General features: G+C 71.0%; 23 protein-coding genes and 1 pseudogene. 19 read left to right on the top strand and 5 right to left on the bottom strand.

What is annotated here, in order from left to right; all coding sequences use genetic code 11:
• Window positions 1–245: 245 nt before the first annotated feature.
• The 3 genes and pseudogenes from ACWCQK_RS19405 to prcA form a co-directional block, all read left to right on the top strand.
• Window positions 246–512: pseudogene (locus tag ACWCQK_RS19405) on the top strand (endonuclease VII domain-containing protein); the annotation flags it as partial.
• Window positions 464–1,309 carry a proteasome subunit beta gene (gene prcB / locus ACWCQK_RS19410; RefSeq protein WP_451156392.1) on the top strand — a complete coding sequence of 282 codons (846 nt, stop codon included), beginning with the start codon at window positions 464–466 and terminating at the stop codon, window positions 1,307–1,309. The pseudogene ACWCQK_RS19405 and the gene prcB, both read left to right, overlap by 49 nt.
• Window positions 1,310–1,373: 64 nt before the next feature.
• Window positions 1,374–2,132 carry a proteasome subunit alpha gene (prcA, locus tag ACWCQK_RS19415; protein WP_451156393.1) on the top strand — a complete coding sequence of 253 codons (759 nt, stop codon included), beginning with the start codon at window positions 1,374–1,376 and terminating at the stop codon, window positions 2,130–2,132.
• A gap of 67 nt (window positions 2,133–2,199) precedes the next feature.
• On the opposite strand, the gene ACWCQK_RS19420 is transcribed toward prcA, so the two are convergent.
• A complete protein-coding gene (locus ACWCQK_RS19420; protein WP_451156394.1) occupies window positions 2,200–3,219 on the bottom strand; it encodes a LacI family DNA-binding transcriptional regulator in 1,020 nt (339 codons plus the stop codon).
• A 118-nt stretch (window positions 3,220–3,337) separates the two neighbouring features.
• On the opposite strand from ACWCQK_RS19420, the gene ACWCQK_RS19425 reads away from it, so the two are divergent.
• The 11 genes from ACWCQK_RS19425 to ACWCQK_RS19475 all read left to right on the top strand — a co-directional run bounded on the left by ACWCQK_RS19425 (window position 3,338) and on the right by ACWCQK_RS19475 (window position 14,857).
• Window positions 3,338–4,597: an MFS transporter gene (locus ACWCQK_RS19425; protein ID WP_451156864.1), complete on the top strand. Its 1,260-nt coding sequence runs from the start codon at window positions 3,338–3,340 to the stop codon at window positions 4,595–4,597.
• A 9-nt stretch (window positions 4,598–4,606) separates the two neighbouring features.
• On the top strand, window positions 4,607–5,968 hold the full coding sequence (gene pafA / locus ACWCQK_RS19430; RefSeq protein WP_007499792.1) for a Pup--protein ligase: 1,362 nt from the start codon (window positions 4,607–4,609) through the stop codon (window positions 5,966–5,968).
• A gap of 128 nt (window positions 5,969–6,096) precedes the next feature.
• Window positions 6,097–7,104 carry an FKBP-type peptidyl-prolyl cis-trans isomerase gene (locus tag ACWCQK_RS19435; protein WP_451156395.1) on the top strand — a complete coding sequence of 336 codons (1,008 nt, stop codon included), beginning with the start codon at window positions 6,097–6,099 and terminating at the stop codon, window positions 7,102–7,104.
• Between the two features lie 61 nt (window positions 7,105–7,165).
• Window positions 7,166–7,537 carry an FKBP-type peptidyl-prolyl cis-trans isomerase gene (locus ACWCQK_RS19440; protein ID WP_366697397.1) on the top strand — a complete coding sequence of 124 codons (372 nt, stop codon included), beginning with the start codon at window positions 7,166–7,168 and terminating at the stop codon, window positions 7,535–7,537.
• A 130-nt stretch (window positions 7,538–7,667) separates the two neighbouring features.
• Window positions 7,668–8,621: a helix-turn-helix transcriptional regulator gene (locus ACWCQK_RS19445; RefSeq protein WP_451156396.1), complete on the top strand. Its 954-nt coding sequence runs from the start codon at window positions 7,668–7,670 to the stop codon at window positions 8,619–8,621.
• Window positions 8,622–8,639: 18 nt separating this feature from the next.
• On the top strand, window positions 8,640–9,695 hold the full coding sequence (locus ACWCQK_RS19450) for a helix-turn-helix transcriptional regulator (protein WP_451156397.1): 1,056 nt from the start codon (window positions 8,640–8,642) through the stop codon (window positions 9,693–9,695).
• A complete protein-coding gene (locus tag ACWCQK_RS19455) occupies window positions 9,692–9,982 on the top strand; it encodes a hypothetical protein (protein ID WP_451156398.1) in 291 nt (96 codons plus the stop codon). The genes ACWCQK_RS19450 and ACWCQK_RS19455 overlap by 4 nt, the downstream gene beginning before the upstream one ends.
• A gap of 91 nt (window positions 9,983–10,073) precedes the next feature.
• The gene (locus ACWCQK_RS19460; RefSeq protein ID WP_451156399.1) at window positions 10,074–10,268 is read left to right on the top strand and encodes a hypothetical protein; all 195 of its coding nucleotides are present in this window, start codon (window positions 10,074–10,076) and stop codon (window positions 10,266–10,268) included.
• Between the two features lie 258 nt (window positions 10,269–10,526).
• A complete protein-coding gene (gene tatA, locus ACWCQK_RS19465) occupies window positions 10,527–10,814 on the top strand; it encodes a Sec-independent protein translocase subunit TatA (protein WP_451156400.1) in 288 nt (95 codons plus the stop codon).
• Between the two features lie 47 nt (window positions 10,815–10,861).
• The gene (tatC, locus tag ACWCQK_RS19470; RefSeq protein WP_451156401.1) at window positions 10,862–11,818 is read left to right on the top strand and encodes a twin-arginine translocase subunit TatC; all 957 of its coding nucleotides are present in this window, start codon (window positions 10,862–10,864) and stop codon (window positions 11,816–11,818) included.
• 186 nt (window positions 11,819–12,004) lie between these two features.
• Entirely contained in the window at window positions 12,005–14,857 is a 2,853-nt protein-coding gene (locus ACWCQK_RS19475; RefSeq protein WP_451156402.1) for a DEAD/DEAH box helicase, read from the top strand.
• A gap of 103 nt (window positions 14,858–14,960) precedes the next feature.
• Here the strand turns inward: ACWCQK_RS19475 and atzF are convergent, their stop codons facing one another.
• The 4 genes from atzF to ACWCQK_RS19495 all read right to left on the bottom strand — a co-directional run bounded on the left by atzF (window position 14,961) and on the right by ACWCQK_RS19495 (window position 21,686).
• Complete coding sequence (gene atzF, locus ACWCQK_RS19480) at window positions 14,961–16,622, bottom strand: allophanate hydrolase (RefSeq protein ID WP_451156404.1); 1,662 nt, start codon at window positions 16,620–16,622, stop codon at window positions 14,961–14,963.
• A 119-nt stretch (window positions 16,623–16,741) separates the two neighbouring features.
• Window positions 16,742–20,257, bottom strand: a complete 3,516-nt coding sequence (locus ACWCQK_RS19485) for a 5-oxoprolinase/urea amidolyase family protein (protein ID WP_451156406.1) — start codon at window positions 20,255–20,257, stop codon at window positions 16,742–16,744.
• Window positions 20,254–20,865, bottom strand: coding sequence for an urea amidolyase associated protein UAAP2 (locus ACWCQK_RS19490; protein ID WP_451156408.1), 612 nt, complete (start codon window positions 20,863–20,865; stop codon window positions 20,254–20,256). The genes ACWCQK_RS19485 and ACWCQK_RS19490 overlap by 4 nt, the downstream gene beginning before the upstream one ends.
• A complete protein-coding gene (locus ACWCQK_RS19495) occupies window positions 20,862–21,686 on the bottom strand; it encodes an urea amidolyase associated protein UAAP1 (protein ID WP_451156410.1) in 825 nt (274 codons plus the stop codon). Before ACWCQK_RS19495 ends, ACWCQK_RS19490 begins: the two co-directional genes overlap by 4 nt.
• Window positions 21,687–21,950: 264 nt before the next feature.
• Between ACWCQK_RS19495 and ACWCQK_RS19500 the strand changes: the two genes are divergently transcribed.
• The 5 genes from ACWCQK_RS19500 to ACWCQK_RS19520 all read left to right on the top strand — a co-directional run bounded on the left by ACWCQK_RS19500 (window position 21,951) and on the right by ACWCQK_RS19520 (window position 25,849).
• A complete protein-coding gene (locus tag ACWCQK_RS19500) occupies window positions 21,951–22,577 on the top strand; it encodes a TetR/AcrR family transcriptional regulator (RefSeq protein ID WP_451156412.1) in 627 nt (208 codons plus the stop codon).
• 258 nt (window positions 22,578–22,835) lie between these two features.
• Window positions 22,836–24,452, top strand: coding sequence for an ATP-binding protein (locus ACWCQK_RS19505; RefSeq protein ID WP_451156414.1), 1,617 nt, complete (start codon window positions 22,836–22,838; stop codon window positions 24,450–24,452).
• Window positions 24,449–24,856: a roadblock/LC7 domain-containing protein gene (locus ACWCQK_RS19510; protein WP_451156416.1), complete on the top strand. Its 408-nt coding sequence runs from the start codon at window positions 24,449–24,451 to the stop codon at window positions 24,854–24,856. The genes ACWCQK_RS19505 and ACWCQK_RS19510 overlap by 4 nt, the downstream gene beginning before the upstream one ends.
• Entirely contained in the window at window positions 24,853–25,248 is a 396-nt protein-coding gene (locus tag ACWCQK_RS19515) for a DUF742 domain-containing protein (protein WP_451156418.1), read from the top strand. Before ACWCQK_RS19510 ends, ACWCQK_RS19515 begins: the two co-directional genes overlap by 4 nt.
• Window positions 25,229–25,849: a GTP-binding protein gene (locus ACWCQK_RS19520; RefSeq protein ID WP_451156420.1), complete on the top strand. Its 621-nt coding sequence runs from the start codon at window positions 25,229–25,231 to the stop codon at window positions 25,847–25,849. The genes ACWCQK_RS19515 and ACWCQK_RS19520 overlap by 20 nt, the downstream gene beginning before the upstream one ends.
• Window positions 25,850–25,963: the final 114 nt, after the last annotated feature.

Consider the following 25,963-nt stretch of genomic DNA (forward strand, 5'->3'; position numbering starts at 1 on the left):
AATCGAAGGCTACGGGGGGCTTGAGGGTGGATGGTGTGAAGTGCTGCGTGCGGTGCGGCGAGTCCAAACCGCTCGCAGCCTTCGCTCGCGGGCGATCCGATCTGGACGGTCTGCAGCGGCACTGCCGGGGTTGCGCTTCGGACCATCACCGCGCACGGCGGAAAAGAACTGGGGAAAAGAGTTCGACTCAAAGGTCGATGTACCCCAGGAGCACAAACACTGCCTGAAGTGGCCACCTCAAGCGCCAGTACGGTCTCACCGAAGCCGAACGAGACGCGATGGTCGCCTCTCGAACGGGGCTCCGCGTGATCTGCGTGAAAGCTCCTGCCGTACATGTGGATCATTGCCACGAGACGGGTAGGGTCCGTGGCGTACTGTGCTTCAACTGTAATTCGGCCATCGGCAAGTTGGGAGACGATCCCGACGCTGTTCGTCGGGCTGCCGCCTACCTGGAGGGATCCTCGTGGAAGCCAACACTCGTAGCACCGGGCGTCTACCGGCTGCCTTCCTGACGCCCGGGTCCGCGTCCTTCATGGACTTTCTCTCCGATCACCAGCCGGAGATGTTGCCCGGCAAGCGGCAACTGCCGCCGACGCAGGGCGTGATCGAGGCACCGCACGGCACCACGATCGTCGCCGCGACGTTCCCCGGCGGTGTGGTGCTCGCGGGTGACCGCCGGGCGACCATGGGCAATGTCATCGCGCAGCGCGATATCGAGAAGGTCTTCCCGGCCGACGAGTACTCGGCGGTGGGTATCGCCGGTACGGCGGGTCTGGCCGTGGAGATGGTGAAGCTGTTCCAGCTCGAACTGGAGCACTTCGAGAAGGTCGAGGGCGCCACGCTGTCCCTGGAGGGCAAGGCGAACCGGCTGTCGACGATGATCCGTTCCAACCTCGGTATGGCCATGCAGGGCCTGGCCGTGGTGCCGTTGTTCGCCGGGTTCGACGTGGACCGGGCCAAGGGCCGCATCTTCTCCTATGACGTCACCGGTGGCCGCTCCGAGGAGCACGGGTTCGCGTCGACGGGCTCCGGTTCGATCTTCGCGCGCGGGGCCATGAAGAAGCTCTACCGTGACGACCTCACCGAGGAGCAGGCCACGACCCTGGTCGTGCAGGCTCTGTACGACGCGGCAGACGACGACTCGGCGACCGGTGGTCCCGATGTCGCCCGCCGGATCTACCCGATCATCACCGTGATCACCGAGGACGGCTTCCGCCGGCTCACCGAGGACGAGGCCTCCGGGATCGCCCGCGCGATCCTGGAGCGCCGCCTCGAGCAGCCCGACGGCCCGCGTGCCGCGCTGCTGTAGCCGACGGTCCGTTCTTCTTGAGCAAGGTGATCCTGTGACTTCGACAGAAAGGGATGGATAACCGGTGTCGACGCCGTTCTATGTGTCACCCCAGCAGGCCATGGCCGACCGGGCGGAGTACGCCCGTAAGGGCATCGCCCGTGGCCGCAGCCTGGTCGTGCTTCAGTATGCCGACGGCATCGTGTTCGTCGGTGAGAACCCGTCCCGCGCGCTGCACAAGTTCAGCGAGATCTATGACCGGATCGGGTTCGCGGCCGCCGGTAAGTACAACGAGTACGAGAATCTGCGGATCGGTGGTGTGCGCTACGCGGACCTGCGTGGTTACACCTACGACCGGGATGATGTGACGGCCCGCGGGCTGGCCAACGTCTACGCCCAGACGCTGGGCACGATCTTCTCCAGTGCGGCCGAGAAGCCGTACGAGGTGGAGCTCGTCGTGGCGGAGGTGGGGGAGACGCCCGAGGGCGACCAGATCTACCGGCTGCCGCACGACGGGTCGATCGTGGACGAGCACGGTTCGGTCGCGGTGGGTGGCAACGCGGAGCAGATCAGTACGTATCTGGATCAGCGGCACGAGGACGGCATGAGTCTGCCCGAGGCGCTGAAGCTGGCGGTGCAGGCGCTGTCCCGGGACACGAACGGTACGCAGCGGGAGATTCCCGCCGAGCGGCTGGAGGTCGCGGTGCTGGACCGTACGCGTCCGCAGGCGCGCAAGTTCAGGCGGATCGTGGGTCCGCAGCTGTCCCGGTTGCTGGCGGCGGCCGGTGTGGCGGCGGAGGGGCAGAGCTCGGAAGGCGTGGAGAAGGGCTCCGACGAGGAGTAGGTCTTTCGCGGGCGATCCTGCTCGTGTGTGCCCCCGGCCGGTGACGGCGGCCGGGGGCACGGTGCGTTCAGGAGGCGCTCGGTGGGGCCGTGGAGTCCCGTACGACGAGTTGTACGGGGATGTCCCCCGGTTCGGGTGTGCGGCCCTCCAGGACGGCCAGGAGGGCCCGCATGCCGCGTTCGCCGAAGAGTTCGGCGTCGAGGCGGACGGTGGTGAGTTCGGGGTCGATGGCGGTGGCCAGGGCGAGGTCGTCGAGTCCGGTGACGGAGATGTCGTCGGGGATGCGCAGGCCGAGGCGGCGCAGGGCCTTGTAGGCGCCGGCCGCGAGTTTGTCGTCGTCGCAGATGAGGGCGGTGGGGCGGGGCGCGGGGGCGGCCAAGGCGGCGGTGGCGGCGGTCAGGGCGCCGTCGATGGAGAGGGGTGCCCTGGTCGTGCGCAGGGTGGTTCCCGGCACGGCGGCGATCCGGGCGGTGAGTTCCCGTGCGCGTACGTCGAAGGTCCAGGAGGGGATGTCCGCCGCGAGGTGGAGGAAGCGGCGGTGTCCCAGGCCGAGGAGGTGGTCGGCGACCTGGCGTGCGCCGTCGGCGATGTCGAGGTTGACCGTCGCCGCGCCGAGGCTGCTCGCGGGGTCGCTGTCGAGCATGACGAGGGGGAGCCGGTCGCCGCCGCGCAGGGCGGTGAGGGCGTCGGCGGCCATGGAGGAGGCGATGACGCCGTCGAGGGCGCTCTGGGCGGAGGCGAAGGGGTCCCGGGCGGGTCCGACGCCTTCGGGCGAGGGGTAGAGGACCAGGCCGAAGCCGTGTTCGGCGGCGACGCGGGCGGCTCCGGTGTAGACGCCGGCGAAGAATTCGGTGGTGAGGGCGGGGACGACGAGCAGGACGGTGCGGGTGTGGCCGAGGCGGAGGTTGCGGGCGGCCAGGTTGGGCCGGTAGCCGAGGTCGCGTGCGGCGTCGCGTACGCGTTGCGCGGTCGTCTCGGAGACGCGGCCGCGCCATTTGTCGCCGAGGACGAGTGAGACCGCGGCCTGGGAGACTCCCGCGGCCTGGGCGACGTCGCGGCTCGTCGGGCGTGTGCTACCTCGTGCCACCGCTGGCGTGCTCCTTCGTCTGGACTGGTGAACAGCGCACATGGTACGTATGACGGAGGACGTTATACGTAACACCATGGGGCGGTACAGAGCCTCGGGCGAGGCGACGGAGGCAGACATGGCCGCGGGGTACCTGGAGATCCTCAGGGCGAGGCACGCCGCCCGGCTGCTGAGCGGCACGCTCGTGGGCAGGCTGCCGAACGCGACCGCGGCCATCGCGATCGTGCTGTTCGTGCGCGCCGAGGGCGGTACGTACAGCCTGGCGGGGGCGCTGGCGGCGGTGTACGGGGTGGCCAACGCCGTCGGGCAGCCCGTGCTGGGCCGGCTGGTGGACCTGTACGGGCAGCCGCGTGTGCAGCTGCCCGCCGCGCTCGCCTCGGCCCTCGCGATGGCCGTGTTCGCCTTCGCGGGCTCCGATCCGCTGCCGCTCGCGTACGCCGCGGTGGCGGCGGCCGGACTCTTCACGCCGCCCCTGGAGGGCGGTCTGCGGGCGTTGTGGCCCGGGGTCCTGCGCGGGGAGGAGCAGGTGCACCGGGCGTACGCGATGGACGCGGTGGCCCAGGAGGTGATGTTCACCGTCGGCCCGTTGCTGGTGACGCTCTGCGTGTCGCTGTGGTCGGCGCGGGTGGCTCTGCTGGTCCTGAACGTGGTCGGGGTGCTCGGGGCGCTGTCGGTGGTGGTCTCGCCGCCCTCGCGCGCGTGGCGTTCGGCGCCGCGCGAGGCGCATTGGCTCGGCGCGCTGCGGTCGCCCGGGCTGCTGGCGCTGCTCGCCGCGTTCCTGTTCGTGGGGATCGCGCTGGGGTCGATCACGGTCGCGTCGGTGCCGTACGCGGACGGCCATGGGGGTGACGCGGTGTACGGGTGGCTGATGGCCGCCATCGGGCTGGGCGCGCTGGTGGGCGGCTCGGTGTACGGCGCGCGTCAGTGGGCGGGGGCGCCGGAGCGGCGACTGCGGGTGCTGGTGGCGTTCCTGGCGGTGTGTTACCTGCCGCTGATGCTGATGCCGGGTGCGGTCGCGATGGTGGCGCTGGCGGCGCTCGCGGGGGTGTTCCTGGCGCCGGCCATCGCCTGCGCGTTCGTCATCGTGGACCGGCACGCGCCGAGGGGGACGGTCACCGAGGCGTTCTCCTGGCTTGTGACGACGTTCACCGTGGGCGCGTCGGTGGGAACGGGCCTGGCGGGGCCGGTGGTCCAGACGGGTGGCGCGCTGTGGGGGTTCGCGGTTCCGGGGGTGGCGGGGGCCGTGTCCCTGCTGGTTCTGCTGGCCACGGGACGGGTCCTCGCAGCTCCCGCCGGGGGAGCGGTGATTGCGGCTTCATCGGAAAATGATCCAAATCGTGCTGCCGAACCCCGTTTCAGCTCGGGGGATCGGGCGTAATGTTCAGTCATGGACCGCCGCATTTTCGGGCTGGAGAACGAGTACGGCGTCACGTGCACGTTCAGGGGACAGCGCCGCCTGTCGCCTGACGAGGTGGCGCGGTACCTCTTCCGCCGTGTCGTGTCATGGGGCCGCAGCAGCAATGTCTTTCTGCGAAACGGCGCCCGCCTCTATCTCGACGTCGGGTCACATCCGGAATACGCGACACCCGAATGTGACAACGTGACCGAACTGGTCACCCACGACAAGGCCGGCGAGCGCATTCTCGAGGGACTCCTGGTGGACGCGGAACGACGCCTGCACGAGGAGGGAATCGCAGGCGACGTCTACCTCTTCAAGAACAACACCGACTCGGCGGGCAACTCCTACGGTTGCCACGAGAACTATCTGGTGGCGCGGCACGGGGAGTTCTCCCGTCTCGCGGACATCCTGATCCCGTTCCTGGTCACGCGCCAGCTGCTCTGTGGCGCGGGCAAGGTTCTGCAGACTCCGCGCGGGGCCGTCTACTGCGTCAGTCAGCGGGCCGAGCACATCTGGGAGGGCGTCTCCTCGGCGACGACCCGTTCCCGGCCCATCATCAACACCCGGGACGAGCCGCACGCCGACGCCGAGCGCTACCGCCGGCTGCACGTCATCGTGGGCGACTCGAACATGTCCGAGACGACGATGCTGCTCAAGGTCGGAGCCACCGACCTGGTGCTGCGCATGATCGAGGCGGGCACGGTGATGCGTGACCTGACCCTGGAGAACCCGATCCGGGCGATCCGCGAGGTCAGCCATGACATCACGGGCCGCCGCAAGGTGCGCCTGGCCAGTGGCCGGGAGGCCTCGGCGCTGGAGGTGCAGCGCGAGTACTACGAGAAGGCCGTGGACTTCTGCGAGCGCCGCGGGATTCGCACCGGAACCGTCGAGCAGGTCCTGGAGCTGTGGGGCCGCACGCTGGACGCGATCGAGGCGGAGGATCTCGACCGGATCGGCACCGAGATCGACTGGGTGATGAAGTACCAGCTGATCGAGCGGTACCGGGCCAAGCACAATATGACGATGTCGCATCCGCGGGTCGCGCAGATAGACCTCGCGTATCACGACATCCACCGTCGTCGTGGTCTGTACTACCTGCTGGAGAGGAAGGGTCAGGCCGCCCGGATCTGCAACGACTTGAAAATCTTCGAGGGCAAGTCGGTTCCGCCGCAGACCACCAGGGCGAGGCTGCGCGGTGACTTCATCCGCAGGGCCCAGGAACAGCGCCGTGACTTCACGGTCGACTGGGTGCATCTGAAGCTGAACGACCAGGCGCAGCGCACGGTGTTGTGCAAGGACCCGTTCCGTTCGGTGGACGACCGGGTGGAGAAGCTGATCGCCGGAATGTGAGCAGGACGTTCCGCACACATGGTCGGAACGCAACACGGGCGCCGTACGTTTCCCGTACGGCGCCCCTGTCACGTCGTAGAGTTGCGCGCACGCCATCAACAAGATCGACCGATTACGAGGCCTTTATCGTGCGCCGACGCTCGCTCATGCTTGCCGCTGTACCCGCTGGACTGGTCACGATCGCCGGATGCGGTGACGACAAGTCGGACTCGAGCAAGGCGAGCGACAGTGCGTCGCCCTCGCCGTCGGCCTCGGCTTCGACGGCCCCGCCGCCGAAGATCGTCGACGGTCCGCTGCCGGCGATCACCGCGGGCACGAAGTTCGGCGAGAAGCCGACGGTCGAGAAGGGCTCGGGTGATCCGTCCGACCAGCTCGCGGTCAAGACCGTGATCGCGGGCGGCGGTCAGACCGTCGCGGAGAACGACTACATCCAGGCGCACTACCTGGGACAGGTCTGGAACACGGCGAAGGTGTTCGACAACTCCTTCGACCGTAAGACGCCGCTGGTCATCCAGTTGGCGCAGGGCAGCATCATCGACGGCTGGCGGTACGCGCTGGCGGGCCGCAAGGCCGGCAGCCGGGTGGAGTTCTCGGTGCCGCCGACCTGGGGGTACGGCAAGGACGGCAACTCGCAGGCGGGCATCAAGGGCACCGACACGCTGGTGTTCGTGGTCGATGTGCTGGGGACCTTCAGCGCGAAGAGCTCGGCCAAGGGCACGGACGTGCCCCAGGACGACGCCGACCTGCCCAAGGTCGGTACGAACACCGACGGCGCCGCGCCGTCCATCGAGATCCCCAAGTCCGACCCGCCGAAGAAGCTCGTGGCGAACTACGTCATCGAGGGCGACGGCGACGAGGTGGCGGCCGAGGACAGCGTCCTGGTCCAGTACGAGGGCGTGCTGTGGGCCACCGGAAAGGAGTTCGACTCGACGTACGGCCGCAAGGCGTTGACGTCGTTCGGGCTCTCGCAGGTCGTCAAGGGCTGGGCGCAGGGCCTGACCGGCAAGAAGGTGGGCAGCCGGGTGCTGATCGTGATCCCGCCGGACCTGGGCTACGGCGACAACCCGCCGAGCGGCAGCGGGATCGAGAAGGACTCCACGATGGTCTTCTCCGTGGACATCCTCGCGAAAATGTGACTCCGCAGTGATGTAAGACTGTGACCGTTGCCTTACCGCAGACAAGCATGGAGCGAGAGACGTGAGCATCGAGAAGCCCGAGATCGACTTCCCGGGCGGCGAGCCCCCGGCGGACCTCGAGATCAAGGACATCTGGGAGGGCGACGGTCCCGTGGCGGAGGCGGGTCAGACCGTCACCGTGCACTACGTGGGTGTCGCCTTCAGCACCGGCGAGGAGTTCGACGCCAGCTGGAACCGGAACTCCCCGTTCCGTTTCCCGCTGGGCGGCGGTCGCGTCATCAAGGGCTGGGACCAGGGCGTGCAGGGCATGAAGGTCGGCGGCCGTCGGCAGCTGACCATCCCCGCCCACCTCGCCTACGGCAACCAGAGCCCGACCCCGGCGATCCAGCCGGGTGAGACGCTGATCTTCGTGGTCGACCTGCTCGGCGTCTGATCGTCGAACGACCGGACCCGATCATCTGGGGCCCACGCCTGTCCGGGCGTGGGCCCTCGGCTTTTGTCGTGGCACCGCTGAGCGGTACGGTCATCGGTCGGAAGCACCCTAGGGAAGGTGAAGGGCGTCGATGGCCATTGCCAAGGCCGAGCGGCTGATGAACCTGGCGCTGTGTCTGCTGGGGACGCGGCGGCCGCTCAGCAAGCGCGAGCTGCGCGAGTCCGTCGAGGCTTATCTGGAAGCCGGCTCGGACGACTCGTTCAACCGTATGTTCGAGCGCGACAAGGACGACCTGCGGGAGCTCGGTCTGGTCATCGAGACCGTCGAGAACCTCGACGGCGAGGTCGGCTATCTGGCGCGCCGCGACAGCAACCGGCTGCCGGCCATCACCCTGGACGCCGAGGAGGCCGCGGCGCTCGGGCTGGCCGCCAAGGTGTGGCAGCAGGCACGGCTCGCGGGCGCGGCCAGCGGAGCGCTCCAGAAACTGCGCGCGGCCGGGCTGCCCGAGGACGTCGACCCGTACGAGGCGCACGGCGCCCTGGAGCCGCGCATCCCGGTGCACGAGGCCGCCTTCGAGCCGCTGATGCTGGCCTGCCGCGACCGCCGCCCGGTCCTCTTCGACTACCGCAAGGCCACCGCCGCCCGCCCCGAGCCCCGGCAGGTCGAGCCGTGGGCGCTGGAGTGCTGGCGCGGCCACTGGTACCTGGCGGGCTGGGACCGCGACCGGGGGGCCGAGCGGGTGTTCCGGCTGTCCCGGATCACCGGCAAGGTGCGCAGCCGCAGCGGCCGCTACACCGCCGAGGTCCCCGACGTGGTCACCGTGCGCGAGACCGTGGCGAGCTGGGCGGGGGAGACCGCCGACCGCAGCGCGCTGATCCGGCTGCGCACGGGCGCGGGCTACCCCCTTCGGGCGAAGGCCTCGGCGGTTCGGGAACTCGGCGGTGGCTGGGACGAGTTGGAGATTCCGTACGGGCACGGGCTGGACGCCTGGCTGGTGGAGTTCGGACCGGACGTGGTGGTCCTGGAGCCCGCAGAGCTGCGGGCCGACGTGGTGGACCGGCTGCGTGCCGTGGCCAAGGGCTGAGGGGGAGCGAGCAACACAGTGGCAGGCAAACCGGTCAGGCCCACGAGCGCCATCGACCAGACCCGGCGGATGCTCTCCCTGGTGACGTATCTCAGGGAGCGTCCGGGTGCCCGGATCGAGGACGTCGCGCGTGCCTTCGGCATCACCGAGGACGAACTGGTCTCGGACCTCGACGTGCTGCCGATGTGCGGCACCAGCTTCCGCGGCGGTGACCTGCTCGACATCGACACCGACGGCGAGCGCATCTGGTGGCACAACCCGGCCGCCCTGGGGGCGGACGCGGCGGAGCCGCTGCGGCTGGCCGCCGACGAGGCGACGGCGCTGCTGGTGGCGGCCCGGGCCGTGTCGACGCTGCCGGGACTGCGCGAGAGCGACCGGCAGGCGCTGCTGCGGGCGACCGCCAAGGTGGAGGCCTCGGCCGGCGAGGCCGCCGGGGCCAGCTCCCGGCTGTCGGTGACCTTTGAGTCCGAGGGCGGGGTCTTCGCCGATGTCGACCGGGCGATCTCCGAGCGTCGCCGTCTGTGGATCCGCTACTACTCGCCCGCCCGCGACGAGGTCACCGAGCGTGAGATCGACCCCATCCGGCTGGTCAGCGTCGGCCACACCTATGTCGAGGCCTGGTGCTACCGCTCCGAGGGCCGCCGTACGTTCCGGCTGGACCGGGTCGCCGAGATCAGGGTCCTCGACGAGCCGTCCGCGCCGCCCGAGGTCGAGCTGAGGGACCTCTCCGAGGGGCTGGTGCAGCCCGCCGCCGAGGATCCGGAGGTCGTCGTCGAGGTCGGCCCCGGCGGGCGCTGGGTCGCCGAGTACTACCCGCACGACAGTGCGGATGAGCTTCCCGACGGCGGTCTGCGTATCACTCTGCGTACGCCCGACCCGGCCTCGCTGAGACGCCTGGCGCTGCGGCTCGGCCCGGACGGCCGGATCGTCTCCCCGCCCGACCTCGCCGACAGCGCGCGCAGGGCGGCCCGGGAGGCGCTGGCGGCGTACGACGTGATCGAGGGGACCGGCACCGCCGAGGCACCGCACGAGGTCCACGACCGGCAGTCCGAGAGGCAGGAGCAGGGGCTTTGAGCGAATCGGCGACCTTCGCAGTGCGAGGCATGTCGGTGTCGGCCGCGTTCGCCGGCATGAGAAACGTGGCGCCGGTCGTGTTCCGGGCCGGCTGCCCGGACTGCCGCGGCCGCTTCGAGCTCGGCGCGGGCGCCCTGCGCCTGGCCATCGGCGCCAGCAGCCGCACCACCTTCTACTCCTTCACCTGCCCCGAGTGCGGCGTGCCCGTCCGCAAGCCGGCCGGTGAGCGCATCGTGGAGCTGCTGGCAGGGGGCGGGGTCAGCACCCTGCGGCTGCACGCGACGTAACCGCGTCACCGCGCGTACGGTCACCGTGCCACCGGGCGTGCGCCGGACGGCGCGGGACCGGCCGGGCGCGGGACCAACTAGGCTCGGGCCCATGTTCTGGCCGATGTTCGCGGTAGCTGTGGGTTTCCTGGGTCTCACCGTCCTCGGTGTGCTCGCCGTCCGGGTCTTCCTGGAGGCGCAGCGCCTCGGCCGGCAGGTCGAGGAGTCGGCGCGCCGCATCAACCGGGCCGCCGAGGACCTGGAGAAGGCCGCCGTGAGCACGGCCCGGGCGGTGGACGCGCTGTGAAGGCCGCCGGGCCGCGCCGGTGAGTCCCGGGCGCACGCGTTTCGGGACGCTTCGCCCTGTCATCCCGGTCACGGGGGCAGGTACGCTGCTGGTCGCGGCGTGGAGAACGAGGCCCACGGCGCGGACCGGGAGTACGCACGGGGATTGCCTCACGTTTACCCCTGAGCGTTACGATCGCTGGCAGACGATCGTTTCGGGCACCTGTCCGACCGGTCGGACAGCACCCACCCAGCCGCCTCGGTGAGAAGGTAAAGACTTATGTTCGGAAGGCTCGGAGCTCCCGAGATCATTCTCATCCTCGTCGTCATCATCCTGCTGTTCGGCGCGAAGAAGCTTCCGGACATGGCCCGCTCGCTCGGCAAGTCCGCCCGCATCCTCAAGAGCGAAGCCAAGGCCATGAAGGAAGAGGGCGGCAGCGGTTCCGCCGCCCAGACGCCGCCCGCCACCGACGAGCAGCCCCCCGCGCAGCGCACCATCCAGGCCGCCCCCGGCGACGTGACCAGCTCCCGCCCGGTCGCCGAGCCGACGGACACCACGAAGCGCTGACGCAGGGCCGGTGACCTCCGGCCCGCCGCACGAGATGGGAACGTGGGTTGCTGAAGCCTGCCCGCAGTCAGGAGAAGGACCCAGAGGGGCGGATGCCCCTCGCGGATCACCTTCGTGAGCTCCGCAACCGGCTCGCGAAGGCGATGCTGGCGATCGTCGTCGTGACGATCGTCGCCGCCTTCTTCTACAACGACGTCATCAACTTCCTCACCCAGCCGATCCTCGACTCGGTCGGCTGCGGGAAGACCTTCGAGGAACTGGCCAGGACGTCCTCGTCCGACGACACGCAGCAGTGCGCGCGGATCACGATCAACGGCCTCCTCGCCCCCTTCACGCTGGCCCTTCAGGTCTCCCTGATGGCCGGTGTCGTGTTCGCCTCGCCGGTCTGGCTGTTCCAGCTGTGGGCGTTCGTCGCCCCCGGTCTGCACCGCAGCGAGAAGAAGTACGCCTACGGGTTCGTGCTCACCGGCGTGCCGCTGTTCCTCGGGGGCGGGTACTTCGCCTACCGGGTGCTGCCGACCACGGCGAAGGTGCTCATCGACTTCACGCCGACCGGCGTCGACAACCTGCTGCCCCTGGACGATCTGCTCCAGCTCGTCACGCGCATGGTGGTCGTCTTCGGACTCTCCTTCGAGCTCCCCCTGCTGCTGATCATGCTGAATCTGACCGGTGTGCTCACCGGCAGCCGCATGCTCGGCTGGTGGCGCGGCATGATCATGGGCATCACGGTGTTCGCGGCCGTCGCCACACCCAGCACCGACCCGCTGTCCATGCTGGCGCTGGCCGGACCGATCTGGGTGCTGTACTTCGCCGCGGTCGCCTTCTCCCTGCTCAACGACAAGCGCAAGCGGCGCCGTGAGGCGGCGGGACCGGACGACGACGAGGCCTCCGACCTGGATCTCACCCCCGGGGACATCGGCGAGGCCGAGGCCGTGACGGCCGGGCGCGCGCTGCCCGAGCAGACGAGCACGGACCGGGTCAACGGCTACGACGACGTGACCTGAACCGACCTGACCTGACCCACGCACCTCTCGCACGCCGACCGCGGCCGGGCGCCCACAGGGCGCGCCCGGCCGCTCTCGTCGTCGCGGGCGGGCGGGGGAGCGGCTGTCCGCCCCCGCCCTGGGCCTCGCCCGGTCCAGGGCCGTGAGCTGGGCGGATCCAGGGTCCACCGGACACTGATCCGGATAATGATCGTCCTGTTGTCAGCGAGGCCCGGTACGCTCGAAAGCACGATGACAGAGGACCTCTCACCGGCCGAGCGGTACGCCGCAGCACGCAGGCGCGCTGCCGAGCAGGCCACCGCGCTCGCCTCCTTCCGCGAGATGTACGACTTCGGTCTCGACCCCTTCCAGATCGAGGCCTGCCAGGCGCTCGAGGCGGGGAAGGGCGTGCTGGTCGCCGCGCCCACCGGCTCGGGCAAGACGATCGTGGGCGAGTTCGCCGTCCACCTCGCCCTGCAACAGGGCAAGAAGTGCTTCTACACGACCCCCATCAAGGCGCTGTCGAACCAGAAGTACGCCGACCTGTGCCGTCGCTACGGCGCGGACAAGGTAGGCCTCCTCACCGGCGACAACAGCGTCAACTCCGGCGCCCCGGTGGTCGTGATGACCACCGAGGTCCTCAGGAACATGCTGTACGCCGGATCGCAGACGCTCCTCGGCCTCGGCTATGTGGTCATGGACGAGGTGCACTACCTCTCCGACCGCTTCCGCGGCGCCGTGTGGGAAGAGGTGATCATCCACCTGCCCGAGTCCGTCACCCTCGTCTCGCTGTCGGCCACCGTCTCCAACGCCGAGGAGTTCGGCGACTGGCTCGACACCGTCCGCGGCGACACCGAGGTGATCGTCTCCGAACACCGGCCGGTGCCGCTGTTCCAGCACGTGCTCGCCGGGCGGCGGATGTACGACCTGTTCGAGGAGGGCGAGGGCCAGAAGAAGGCCGTCAACCCCGATCTCACCCGCCTCGCCCGCATGGAGGCCAGCAGACCGTCCTACCAGGACCGCAAACGCGGCCGCGCCATGCGCGAGGCCGACCGCGAGCGCGAGCGCAGGCAGCGCTCGCGGATCTGGACGCCGAGCCGGCCCGAGGTCATCGAACGCCTCGACGCGGAGGGGCTGCTCCCCGCCATCACCTTCATCTTCAGCCGCGCGGCCTGCGAGGCCGCCGTACAGCAGTGCCTGCACGCGGGACTGCGGCTGAACGACGACGAGGCCCGCGCCAAGGTGCGCGAGATCGTCGAGGAGCGCACCGCCTCCATCCCGTCCGAGGACCTGCACGTCCTGGGCTACTACGAATGGCTGGAGGGCCTGGAGCGGGGCATCGCCGCCCACCACGCGGGCATGCTGCCGACCTTCAAGGAGGTCGTCGAGGAGCTGTTCGTGCAGGGCCTGGTGAGGGCCGTGTTCGCCACCGAGACGCTCGCCCTCGGCATCAACATGCCCGCCCGCTCCGTGGTGCTGGAGAAACTCGTCAAGTGGAACGGCGAGCAGCACGCCGACATCACCCCCGGCGAGTACACCCAGTTGACCGGTCGGGCCGGTCGGCGCGGTATCGACGTCGAGGGCCACGCGGTGGTGCTGTGGCAGCGCGCCATGAACCCCGACCACCTGGCGGGACTCGCCGGGACCCGCACGTATCCGCTGCGCTCCAGCTTCAAGCCGTCGTACAACATGGCGGTCAACCTGGTCGAGCAGTTCGGCCGGCATCGCTCGCGCGAACTGCTGGAGACGTCCTTCGCGCAGTTCCAGGCCGACAAGTCGGTCGTCGGGATCTCCCGGCAGGTGCAGCGCAACGAGGAGGGCCTGGAGGGCTACAAGGACTCCATGACCTGCCACCTCGGCGACTTCGAGGAGTACGCGCGACTGCGCCGCGAACTCAAGGACCGGGAGACCGAGCTGGCCCGGCAGGGCGCGGCCCAGCGGCGCGCCGAGGCCGCCGTGGCGCTGGAGAAGCTCAAGCCGGGAGACGTCATCCACGTCCCGACCGGCAAGTACGCGGGTCTCGCGCTGGTCCTGGACCCCGGGCTGCCCGCCGGCCGGTCCAACGGCCACCGGGGCTTCGAACAGCACGACGGGCCGCGGCCGTTGGTGCTGACCGCCGAACGGCAGGTCAAGCGGCTCGCCTCGATGGACTTCCCGGTGCCGGTCGAGGCGTTGGAGCGGATGCGGATCCCGAAGTCCTTCAACCCGCGCTCCCCGCAGTCCCGTCGGGACCTGGCGTCCGCGCTGCGCACCAAGGCCGGGCACATCCCGCCGGAGCGGGCCCGCAAGCAGCGCTCCCAGGCCGCAGACGACCGGGAGATCGCCCAGCTGCGCACCGCGATCCGCGCACACCCCTGCCACGGCTGCAACGACCGTGAGGACCACGCCCGCTGGGCCGAGCGCTACCACCGGCTGCTGCGCGACACCTCGCAGCTGGAGCGCAGGATCGAGGGCCGGACGAACACGATCGCCCGCACCTTCGACCGGATCGTCGCGCTCCTCACCGAGCTCGACTACCTGCGCGGCAACGAGGTCACCGAGCACGGCAAGCGGCTCGCCCGGCTGTACGGCGAACTCGACCTGCTGGCCAGCGAATGCCTGCGCGCCGGGGTCTGGGAGGGGCTCGCCCCGGCCGAACTCGCCGCGTGCGTCTCGGCGCTGGTGTACGAGGCACGGGTCGGTGACGACGCGATGGCGCCGAAGCTGCCCTCGGGCAAGGCGAAGGCCGCGCTCGGCGAGATGGTCCGGATCTGGGGCCGGCTGGACGCCCTGGAGGAGGACTTCCGGATCACCCAGAGCGAGGGTGTCGGCCAGCGCGAGCCGGATCTCGGCTTCGCCTGGGCGGCGTACATGTGGGCGTCCGGGAAGGGCCTGGACGAGGTGCTGCGCGAGGCGGAGATGCCGGCGGGGGACTTCGTGCGGTGGTGCAAGCAGGTGATCGATGTGCTGGGGCAGATCTCGGCGGCGTCCCCTGTGGGGGGCTCGACGGTGACGAAGGCCGCGCGTAAGGCGGTCGATCTGTTGCTGCGGGGAGTTGTCGCCTACTCGTCCGTCGGGTGAGGGACCGGATCGCGGGTGCGGGGGGTGGGGGACTGGTCGCGCGGTTCCCCACGCCCCTGAGCGAGCTCGTGTGGGCGGTGTCGAGCTAGGGCCGCTCGCGGTTCTAGGGAGTGGCGGTCGGCTGGCGTCGCAGGTACGCGCGCCAGCCGCCGTACGAGGTGATGTCCTCGGCCTGGGCCAGAGCGCCCGGCTCGCAGAGGAAGCCGGGGACTCGGGTGCCGTCCGCGAGTTCCACGCTGCCCAGGGCCATCGGGCGGGGGAGGGTGGTCAGCAGGCGGCCGAGGCCCTCCGCCGGGAGCCGCCAGATCTCCGCCTCGATCCCGGCGCCGCCCGCGCCGACGTGGACCAGGCCCGGTTTGGGCGGGTCGGTCCGCACGGCGTGCAGCCGGTAGACGGGCGCGGTCGTGGTCGTCCGGTCGAGACGGGCGCCCAGGGCCGCCAGCTGCGGATTGAGGGGCTGGCCGGACAGATGCGCCCCGACCACCGCCAGCCGCGTGTCCGGCTGGAGCAGTCCGGCGATCCGCGCCAGCCGTTCGTCCGTGCCCGCCGGACCCACCATCATCACGCCGAAGGGCAGGCCGTTCACCTCCGCGGCCGGGACGGCGACCGCCGCCAGGTCGAACAGGTTCGTGGAGTTGGTGAAGCGGCCCAGGCGGGCGTTGGCGCCCAGTGGGTCGGCCGCGACCTCGGCGAGCGTGGGATGGCCCGGCGCGGTGGGCAGCAGCAGGGCGTCGGCGTCGCCGAGTTCCGCCAGTGCCCTCGTGCGCAGGGCGGCGAGGCGGGCCTGGTCGGCGTAGAGCCGGTGGGCCGGGACGTCCCGGGCGCGGGTGATGATGCCGGCCACCGTGGGGTCGAGTCCCGTACCCCCCTCCGAGATCAACTTGTCGACAAAGCTGCCTACCGCCGTGTAGCGCTCGGCGACGAACGCGCCCTCGTACAGCATGGCGGCCGCCTCGGTGAACGGCGCGAGGTCGAGGGTCCGTACGTCGGCGCCCGCGGCCGCGACCTGACCGACGGCCGCCGCGTAGGCCTCGGCCCAGCCCGCGTCGAGCTCTCCCAGCTGTTCCGGCGCGGGGACCGCGATCCGCCACGGGCCGGGGGTGCGGGCGGGCAGTGGCCGGCCGGGCGGTGCCGCCATGTACGCGAGCGCCTCCTCGGCCTCCGGGAGGGTACGGGCGAACACCGTCACGCAGTCGATCGAGGCGCAGGCCGGGACCACGCCCGTCGTCGGCACCAGGCCGCGGGTGGGCTTGAGGCCGACGACGCCGTTGAAGGCGGCCGGGACCCGGCCCGAGCCCGCGGTGTCGGTGCCCAGCGCCAGGTCGACGATCCCGAGGGCCACCGCGACGGCCGAACCGGAGCTGGAGCCGCCGCTGATCCGCCGCGGGTCGCGGGCGCCCCGGACCACGCCGTACGGGGAACGGGTGCCCACCAGGCCCGTGGCGAACTGGTCCAGGTTCGTGGTGCCGAGCACGAGCGCCCCGGCCGCCCGCAGCCCGGCGACGACCGGGGCGTCGGCGCGCGGCGCGTAGGCGTAGGCCGGGCAGCCGGCCGTGGTGGGCAGGCCCGCCACGTCGATGTTGCCCTTCACGGCCAGCAGACGACCGGCGAGCGGGAGCCGTTCGCCCGCGGCCACGCGCGCGTCGACGGCCTCGGCCTCCGCCTCGGCCTCCGCGCGCGGCCGCAGGTCGATCCAGATCTCCGGCCGGTCGACGGCCTCGACCCGGGCGTACGCGGCCCGGACTCGGGACAGAGCGGACGTCATACGTACACCTCGTGCGCCTCGTACACCGTGTAGTCCTCGTGCGTCTCGGACACCTCGTAGGCCTCCTGTTCCTCGTGCGTGGTCCATGTGGTCCTCGTGCTGCGCGTCCGCCCCGGGGCTCAGCGCGCGGCCGGGGCCAGGACGATCAGGGCCGTCCCGGCCTCCACCTGGTCGCCGGGTCCGGCCAGGACCGCGGCCACCACACCGGCGGCCGGCGCGTGCACCCTGGACTCCATCTTCATCGCCTCCAGGGCGAGCAGCGGCTGACCGGCGCTCACCTCGTCGCCCGGCTCGACGTTCACCTGCCACACCGACGCGGCGAACTCGGCCTCGATCAGCCGGCCGCCCGCCGGTACCGCCACCGGGGCCGGCGGCGCGGCGGGCGCGCTCGCGGCCTCCGCCCGGGCGAACTCGCCCGCCGCCTCCCACGCGTCCCGCTCGGCCGTGAACGCCGCCCGCTGGCGGGACCTGAACTCCGCGATCGAGTCGGCGTGTTCGGCCAGGAAGGCCTGGTGCCCGGCGAGGGAGAAGGTCCCCTCCTCGACGCGCGGCACGAAGCGGCCGGACGTGATGTCGGCGCGCAGTTCGAGCAGTTCGTCCGCGTCCACCGGATACCACTTGATCCGGTCGAAGAAGCGCAGCAGCCAGGGCGAGCCCGGCTCGAACGCGCCGCGCTGCTGCCAGGGCGACCACACCTGGGTCGTACGGCCCACGAACTGGTAGCCGCCGGGGCCCTCCATGCCGTAGACGCACAGGTAGGCCCCGCCGATGCCGACCGAGTTCTCGGCCGTCCAGGTGCGCGCCGGGTTGTACTTCGTGGTCACCAGCCGGTGACGGGGATCCAGCGGCGTGGCCACGGGCGCGCCCAGGTAGACATCGCCCAGCCCCAGGACCAGGTACTCCGCGTCGAACACCGTGCGGTACACGTCCGCCACCGACTCCAGGCCGTTGACCCGGCGGATGAACTCGATGTTCCACGGGCACCAGGGGGCGTCGTCGCGCACCCCCGCCATGTAGCGGGCGATCGCCTCCCGGGTCGCCGGGTCGTCCCAGGACAGGGGGAGATGCACGGTCCGGGAGGGGACGACGAGTTCGCCGGTGGGCGGCAGCGCGGCGGCCATCGCGCGCACGGTGGCCAGGAGCGCGGGCTGCGGGAGGCGGCGGGGGTCGGCGTGGATCTGGAGGGAGCGGATGCCCGGGGTGAGGTCGGTGACCCCGTCGAGCCCGGCCCGCTCCACCGCCTCCATCAGCGCGTGGACCCGCATGCGCAGCGCCAGATCGAGTTGCATCGGGCCGAACTCGACCAGCAGGTTGTCGTCGCCGCCGCGCCGGAAGGTCACGTCGCCGTCCCGGGCCAGCACCCCGCCGTCCACGATCGGCGGCCGGGGTGAGCCGTCGGCGTCCACCGGCACGAAGCGCACCGTGTCGCCCGGCCGCAGCTGTCCCAGCTTCCAGCGCTCGGTGCTCGGTACGGTCGCCGGACAGACGAACCCGCCCAGTGAGGGGCCGTCCGGGCCGAGCAGCACCGGCATGTCGCCCGTGTAGTCGACGGCGCCGACGGAGTACGGGGTGTCGTGGATGTTGGACGGGTGCAGACCCGCCTCGCCGCCGTCGGCGCGGGCCCAGCGCGGCTTGGGTCCGACCAGGCGCACACCGGTGCGCGCCGAGTTGAAGTGGACCTTCCAGTCGGCGGCGTAGAACTCGTGGATGTCGTCCTCGGTGAAGAACTCCGGTGCCGCGTGCGGGCCTTCCACGGCCGCCACGTGCCACAGCGCGCCGAGCACCGGCCGGTCGGCGGCCGGGACGGGTGTGCCCTCGGTGACCGTTCCGCCGTGCAGGACGTCGCCGGTGCGCAGCGCCCGGCCGCCGTGGCCGCCGAAGCGGCCCAGGGTGAAGGTGCTCGCGCTGCCCAGGAAGGCGGGTACGTCCAGACCGCCGCCCGCGAACAGGACGTAGCTGCGCAGACCGTGCCCGGTGGGAGCCCCGACCGCCAGCACCCCGTCGGCGGGCACCGTCACCGGCTCCCACTGCGCGACCGGGGCGCCGTCGACCGTGACCTGTGCAGGGGCGCCCGTCACACACACCGTGGTGGCGTGGGTGAACCGCAGCGTCGGGCCCAGGAGTGTGCACTCCAGGCCGGGCGCGCCCGCGGGGTTGCCGAGTGCCCGGTTGCCGAGCCGGAAGGACAGGTCGTCCATCGGGCCGCAGGGCGGTACGCCGACCTGCCAGTAGCCGGTGCGGCCGGGCCAGTCCTGCACGGTGGTGAGCGTCCCGCCGGCGACCACCTCGACGCGGGGCGTCGGATCGGTGACGCGCGCCAGGGTCGACGTCTCATGGGTCGCGCCCAGGAAGTCCCGGTCGGTCAGCGCGGCCCGGACCAGCCCGAGGTTCGTCTCGATGCCGTCGACACGGGTGCGGGCCAGCGCCTCGTCCAGCCGGCGCAGCGCCTGCTCCCGGTCGGTGCCGTGGGCGATCACCTTCGCGAGCATCGGGTCGTACGACGTCGTCACCTCGGTGCCCGTCTCCACCCAGCCGTCGACGCGGGTCCCGGGCGGGAACTCCACCCGGGTCAACAGGCCCGCGCTGGGCCGGTGTCCGCGTGCGGGGTCCTCGGCGTAGAGGCGGGCCTCGACGGCGTGACCGCGCGGGGCGCCCGGGTCGCGCACGACGTCCCGTTCGCCGCGGGCCAGCCTGAGCATCCAGGCGACCAGATCGACGCCGTAGACCTCCTCGGTGACCGGGTGCTCCACCTGGAGGCGCGTGTTGACCTCCAGGAAGTACGCCTCCTCGCGGACGGCGTCGTACACGAACTCGACGGTGCCTGCGGAGCGGTAGCCGACCGAGGCGCACAGGTCGCGGGCCGAGGAGGCGAGCCGCTCGCGGACGTGCGGCGCCAGCCCCGGGGCCGGTGCCTCCTCCAGGACCTTCTGGTTGCGGCGCTGGAGGGAGCAGTCGCGGTCGCCGAAGGTGACCACCCGGCCCTCGCCGTCGCCGAAGACCTGCACCTCGACATGGCGGGCGTGTTCGACCAGCCGCTCCAGGAAGACCCCGGCGGAGGAGAACGACGCGGCGGCCACCCGCTGGACCCGGTCCCAGGCCTCGGTCAGTTCACCGGCGGAGCGACATGCCGACATACCGATACCGCCGCCACCGCCGGTGGCCTTGAGCATCACCGGATAGCCGACGCGCGCGGCGGCCCGCACCGCCTCCGCCGCCGACGCCAGCAGTCCGGTGCCCGGCGCCAGCGGCACCCCGGCCGCCTCGGCCGCCGCCCGGGCGGTGTGCTTGGCGCCGAACAGTTCCAGCTGTTCGGGCGTCGGGCCCACGAACACGATCCCGGCGTCCTCGCAGCGGCGCGCGAAGGCCGCGTCCTCGGAGAGGAAGCCGTAGCCGGGATGGATGGCGCCCGCGCCGGTGTCCTTGGCCGCCCTCAGGACCAGGTCGGCGTCGAGGTAGGACTCCTTCGCGGGCGCCGGGCCGAGCCGTACGGCCGTGTCGGCGAGCCGGACATGGGGCGCCGAGCGGTCCGGGTCGGAGTACACCGCCACCGTGCGCAGCCCGAGTGCGCGGGCGGTGCGCAGGATCCGTACCGCGATCTCGCCGCGGTTGGCGACCAGGAGCGTGTCGAAGGTCATGCGCCGCCGCCCGCCTCGGTGAGGGTCATCTCCACAGCCGTCGGCTCGAAGCCGTTGCACGGGTTGTTGGTCTGGGGGCAGTTGGAGACGAGGACCAGGACGTCGCGTTCGGCGCGCAGGGTCAGCGCCAGTCCCGGGGCGGAGCGGCCGTCGACGATGCCGAGTGTGCCGTCGCCTTCGACGGGCACGTTCATGTACCAGTTGACGTTGGAGACGAGGTCGCGCTTGCCGAGGCCGTAACGGGCGCCCTCGGCCAGGAAGTTGTCCACGCAGGCGTGCTGCGACCAGGTGTGGTGGCCGTAGCGCAGGGTGTTGGACTCCTTGGAGCAGGCGCCGCCGACGGTGTCGTGCCGGCCGACGTCGTCGGCGACGACGGTCATCAGCGCGGTGTGCTCGTCGGACAGCAGCACACTGCCGGTGGTGAGGAAGATGTTGCCCTGGGCGTGGATCGTGTCGGGCGCGCTGTAGCGCACGGACGTGTCGTGGGCGTCGTAGACGAGGAAGTCGACGGCCTGGTTGCCGTGCAGGTCGGTGATGGTGAGCGTCTCGCCCGCGCGGACGACGGACGACCAGGCCGCACGGGCCGGGACCACGGTCCTCGCGCTCATGCGAGCCCCCTCGCGGCCAGGAGCTCGACGGTGTTCAGGAAGGCGCGGCGGCCCTCGGGCGTGGCGTCCCACAACGGGTCGCCGGGCCCGGTCGCCGCCGCGCGCCAGGCCAGTACCTCCAGCGGCGTGCTCACGTAGTCCGGGCGCGGGTCGGCCGGGTGGGGCACGTTGGCGATCAGTACGGTCACGTCCTGTTCGGCGCGCAGGGTGACACTGCCGCCGGGGCCCGCCGAGCCGGTGAAGTCGAGTGTGCCGTCGGCGCGGACCGCCACGCCCTGGAAGAACGACAGGGACGGTGGCAGGTCGCGTGGCCCGAGGCCGTTCTTGGCCGCGGCCAGCTTGAACAGTTCCCGTCCTGCGGGGGAGGCGGACTGCGGGGTGCCGTCGCCGTAGCGCGCCGTGTTGCGTACCAGTGTGGAGGTGCCGCACAGGGCGTCGTGCCGGGCGGAGGTGTCGCGGACGACGGAGGCGAGGACCCGGCCCTGGTCGGACAGGAGGAGCCGGCCCTCGGTCAGGTAGGCGTTCCACTGGACCTTGACCGTGTCGGCGACGTTGAGCCGCTCCCAGGGCCGGTCGGCCACGAAGAGCAGCAGGTGGGCGCACGCGTCGCCGTGCGGATCGGTCAGGCGCAGTTCGGTGCCGCGGGCGAGGACGCGGTGGGTGTAGTTGCCGCCGGCCACGGTCTCGGCCCACACCAGGTGGCCCGCCTCGCACGGCGGTGTCGGCCAGTTCCCCGCCGGTACGACGGGCATCGCGTCGGTGTGGGTGCCCTCCTGGGCGCGGGCATGGGCGCGGGCTCCATAGGTGGTCGCTGTCGCCATCGCGGGACCTCCGGCTCGGGTTCGCTCGTACGGCTTCACTGCGGTGTTCGCTCGTGCGGTGTTCACACGTGTGGTGTTCACGCGTGCGGTGTTCGTCGGCTCGGTGTGCGGCCTGACCGCCGACGGTCGACTCCGCCGCGTCATTTCTGTCGTCCGACAGAAATTAGGCGTGGGCCGGGTCGCGGGCGTTGCCCTCGCGTTGCCGGGCGGTTACCGAGCTCTCACGGAGATCGGCGGCCGGGGCCGTGTGCGAGGATCGAACGCATGGGGACGAACGGCGGGCGCAGGGTCGGCAGACCGCGGGCCGCGCAGCGGCCGGACAGTGGTCTGGAACCGCGTGCCGAACTGCTCTCCTCCGCAGCGGAGTTGTTCACCACGCGTGGCTACGCGGCCACGACCACGCGGGCCGTCGCCGAGCGGGCGGGCATGCGGCAGGCGTCGATGTACCACTACGTCTCCGGCAAGGAGGAACTGCTCGCCGCCCTGCTGGAGTCCACGGTCACGCCCTCGCTGGCGTACGCCCGTGACCTGCTCGCCGACGACGTGACACCGGCCGAGGGCCGGCTGTGGCGGCTGTGCCGGACCGACGTCGAGCTGCTGTGCGGCGGTCCGCACAACCTCGGCGGCCTCTATCTGCTGCCCGAGGTGCGCACCGAGCGCTTCGCAGGTTTCCATGCCGTGCGCGCCGAACTCAAGGACGCCTACCGGCAGTTGCTGGCCGGTACGGCCGCGGGAGGCGGGCTCGCCAAGAGCGAGCTCGAAGTCCGTACGGACCTGGTGTTCGGGCTGATCGAGGGCGTCATCCTGGTCCACCGCTCCGATCCGGAGCGGCCGGTGTCGGTGTTCGCCGAGGCCACGGCGGACGCGGCGCTGCGCATCGTCGGGGTCTGACCCGGAATCGGTCGTCACTCATTACGGTGAGTGGTTTTCGCGTGCCCGTGTGTCGTGACGCAACGTGTTCGAGCAGGGGCTCAGCGTGCAAATGGGGCTGAGGGTACTCCCTTTGCGAGGGCGATTTCCGGTGGTTGCTGAATATGACACAGCGTTGATCCGGTCGGACTAAGCTCGCCCGCAGCGCACCGGGTTGATATGTATTCGTGCGCTTGTTCCCAAATGTTTAACAGATCCCGATTCGTTTCGAGGGCTTACATGGTGAGTGTTCAGTCCCCGCCAGATCGCCGCGAACTCCCCTACGCGCGCGTGCTGTTGCTGCCCGCCATACTGATGGCCGCGGTGACCGGGGCCGCCGTCGCCCTGGTGGCCGACTCGGCTCGCCTCGCCGTCGGCCTGTGCGGCGCCGTGGCCACTCTCCTGGTGATCGCGACCGGGGCCGAGGCGGTCCGCCGCGGCCGCGCCCTCCAGGACGCGCGCGCCGACCATGTCCGTCACCGTGCGTATCTGGAAGGCCGGGTCGCCGCCCATGACGAGGTCAACCTCAGGGTCGCCAAGGAGGTCCTGCCGACCGCGCTGAAGGTGATGCGCGGCGGCAACTCCCCCGGCGAGGTGATGCGTCACCTCATCAACTCGGATCCCGTCTACGCCGATCTCACCGAGGCGCACCGCATCGTGGTCAAGACGGTGCTCGACATCGTCGACCACGAGGAGATGATCCGTGACTCCGGGCAGCGCTCCTTCGTCAGCGTCGCCCGGCGCGTCCAGGCGATCGTCCACCAGCAGGCCAGTGAACTCCGGGAGATGGAGGAGGACCACGGCCGCAATCCCGAGGTCTTCGACGACCTGCTGCGGATCGACCACGGCACCTCGCTGATCGGCCGGCTCGCCGACACCATGGCCGTCATCAACGGCGGCCGCCCCGGACGTCAGTGGCCCCAGCCCGTCCCGCTGTACAGCGTGCTGCGCGGTGCCATGTGCCGCATCCTGGAGTACCGCCGCATCAAGCTCGACTCCATCGCCAAGGTCAACATCCGGGGCATCTCCGTCGAGCCGCTCATCCACGCGCTCGCCGAGCTCATGGACAACGCCACGCGCTACTCGCCGCCGCAGACCAACGTGCACGTCAACGCGGTCGAGGTGCAGACCGGCATCGCCATCGAGATCGAGGACGCCGGGGTCAGCCTCAGCGAGGAGGCCCGCGCCAAGGCCGAGGGCCTGCTGGAGGCCGCCAAGAGAGGCGTCGACGTCCAGGAGCTCAGCGACACCCCTCGGCTTGGCCTCGCGGTCGTCGGCCGCCTGTGCACGTCGTTCAACCTCCAGGTCTCCCTGCGGGCCTCCGCGTACGGCGGTGTCCGCGCCGTTCTCATCGTGCCCAGCGAGATGATGACCTCCGACCCGGCGCCCGGCTTCGCGCACGGCATCGGCGCCACCGCCGTGCCCTCGATCGAACTCGGCGCGGTGGAGGGCCCCAAGCGCCCGCCGAAGAAGCGCCGCCCCACCAGCCCGCGTATCCCGGCCTCTGTCTCCATGGAGGACGACGTGCCCGAGGTCACGGAGTGGACCGACAAAGGCCTGCCGCAGCGCCGCAGCCGGATGCAGACCCCGCTGACCCAGCGGTTCGCCGAGGCCGCGGAATCCGAACGCCTCGCCCGCGAGGGCACGCCCGATGTCTGGACCCAGGCCCAGGCCAAGCCCGAACCCAAGAAGGACGAGCCCGCCCCCGGCCTCTGGGTCGAGGCCTTCTGGGAGGGACTCAAGAAGGACAACCCGGGCCCGGACCCGACCGACTTCACCCGTAACCCGACCGCGTACATGCATCTGATCGACAAGCCGGCCCACCCCGGGGCCGACGACGAGGGGGACCTCAAGTGATCCAGCAGCGAGCGAACTTCGACTGGATGCTCAAGGAGCTCTACAAGAGCGTCCCGGGCATCGAGATGATCGTGGTGCTCTCGGCCGACGGACTGCGCATCGCCCGCTACGGCGGCGATCCGGACGCCGCCGACCGCGTCGCCGCCGCCTGCGCGGGCCTGCAGAGCCTCGCCGGCGCCGTCGCCCAGGAGATCCCGACCAGCGACGGCGAGATGAAGGTGGTCATCATCGAGCTGAACGGCGGCTACTTCTATCTGATGGCCGCCGGCGCCAACGCCTATCTCGCCGTCCTCGCCGATGTGATCTGCGAACCCGGGAACATGAGCGCCCACATGCGTGACCTCGTCGTCCGCATCGGCGCCCACCTCACGAGTCCGCCCCGGCGCAACGGGCAGACCGTATGAGTCCTCCGCGACGCCAGCGGCGACACCCCATGGAACCGCCGTCCGCGCAGCCCCCGAAAGAGGGCGAGCGCAAGAACCCCGAACGGCTGTTCATCATCACCGGCACGGACGGCGAACGCGCACCCCTCGACCTGGTGTCCCTGATCGTGGCGCGCGCCGAGCCGCCCTCGTCCGCCACGCCCGAGCAGTCGGCGGTGCTCCGGCTGTGCGCCAACCCGCTGTCGGTGGCCGAACTGTCGGCCTACCTCAGCCTGCCGTTCAGCGTGGTGACCGTGCTGATCACCGAGATGCTCGCGGTCGAACTGGTGCAGGTACGCGCCCCGATCGTCCGTCAGCAGATCCCCGACCGTTCCCTTCTCGAAGCGGTGATGCATGGACTTCAACGGCTCTGAGACGGTCCCGGGCCCACGGGTCGAGGACCACCTCCCGCACACGGCCCAGGCCGCGGCCAAGATCGTCATCGTGGGCGGCTTCGGCGTCGGCAAGACCACCATGGTCGGCGCGGTCAGCGAGATCAGGCCGCTGACCACCGAGGAGACCATGACGCAGGCCGGTATCGGAGTCGACGACAACTACGGCTCCGAGACCAAGACGGCCACCACCGTGGCGATGGACTTCGGCCGTATCCAGATCACCGACCAGGTGGTCCTGTACCTCTTCGGCACCCCGGGCCAGGAGCGTTTCTGGTTTCTGTGGAACGGGCTGTTCGAGGGTGCGCTCGGCGCCGTCGTCCTCGTCGACACCCGCCGGCTCGAAGTCAGCTTCGACGTCATGGGCCAACTGGAGGAACGCGGCGTGCCGTTCGTGGTCGCCGTCAACTCCTTCCCCGACGGTCCCCGTTACGCGATCGAGGACCTGCGGGCGGCTCTCGACCTGGCGCCGGTGATCCCGATCATCGAGTGCGACGTCCGCCGGCGGGCCTCCAGCCGCGACGTGCTGCTGACCCTGATGCGCTTCCTGCACTCCATGGCCCTCTCCGGCAGCGTCGTCTGACCTCAGCGGCCCCCACGTCACCCACCCCACCCCCGACCCCACCCCACTTCTCACTTCCCACCCACCCCCCACCACACCCCACTTCACGATCGACCCCAGTTTTCTCGGAGCGAC

This window comes from Streptomyces sp. NPDC002306, from assembly GCF_053593435.1.

Coding starts and splice junctions, on each gene's coding strand:
- ACWCQK_RS19445 (WP_451156396.1), top strand. CDS start 7,668: ATGGCCATTGCCAAGGCCGAGCGGCTGATGAACCTGGCGCTGTGTCTG.
- ACWCQK_RS19490 (WP_451156408.1), bottom strand. CDS start 20,865: ATGAGCGCGAGGACCGTGGTCCCGGCCCGTGCGGCCTGGTCGTCCGTC.
- ACWCQK_RS19500 (WP_451156412.1), top strand. CDS start 21,951: ATGGGGACGAACGGCGGGCGCAGGGTCGGCAGACCGCGGGCCGCGCAG.
- ACWCQK_RS19425 (WP_451156864.1), top strand. CDS start 3,338: ATGGCCGCGGGGTACCTGGAGATCCTCAGGGCGAGGCACGCCGCCCGG.
- ACWCQK_RS19505 (WP_451156414.1), top strand. CDS start 22,836: ATGGTGAGTGTTCAGTCCCCGCCAGATCGCCGCGAACTCCCCTACGCG.
- ACWCQK_RS19515 (WP_451156418.1), top strand. CDS start 24,853: ATGAGTCCTCCGCGACGCCAGCGGCGACACCCCATGGAACCGCCGTCC.
- ACWCQK_RS19495 (WP_451156410.1), bottom strand. CDS start 21,686: ATGGCGACAGCGACCACCTATGGAGCCCGCGCCCATGCCCGCGCCCAG.
- ACWCQK_RS19520 (WP_451156420.1), top strand. CDS start 25,229: ATGGACTTCAACGGCTCTGAGACGGTCCCGGGCCCACGGGTCGAGGAC.
- ACWCQK_RS19460 (WP_451156399.1), top strand. CDS start 10,074: ATGTTCTGGCCGATGTTCGCGGTAGCTGTGGGTTTCCTGGGTCTCACC.
- tatA (WP_451156400.1), top strand. CDS start 10,527: ATGTTCGGAAGGCTCGGAGCTCCCGAGATCATTCTCATCCTCGTCGTC.
- ACWCQK_RS19485 (WP_451156406.1), bottom strand. CDS start 20,257: ATGACCTTCGACACGCTCCTGGTCGCCAACCGCGGCGAGATCGCGGTA.
- atzF (WP_451156404.1), bottom strand. CDS start 16,622: ATGACGTCCGCTCTGTCCCGAGTCCGGGCCGCGTACGCCCGGGTCGAG.
- ACWCQK_RS19475 (WP_451156402.1), top strand. CDS start 12,005: ATGATCGTCCTGTTGTCAGCGAGGCCCGGTACGCTCGAAAGCACGATG.
- pafA (WP_007499792.1), top strand. CDS start 4,607: ATGGACCGCCGCATTTTCGGGCTGGAGAACGAGTACGGCGTCACGTGC.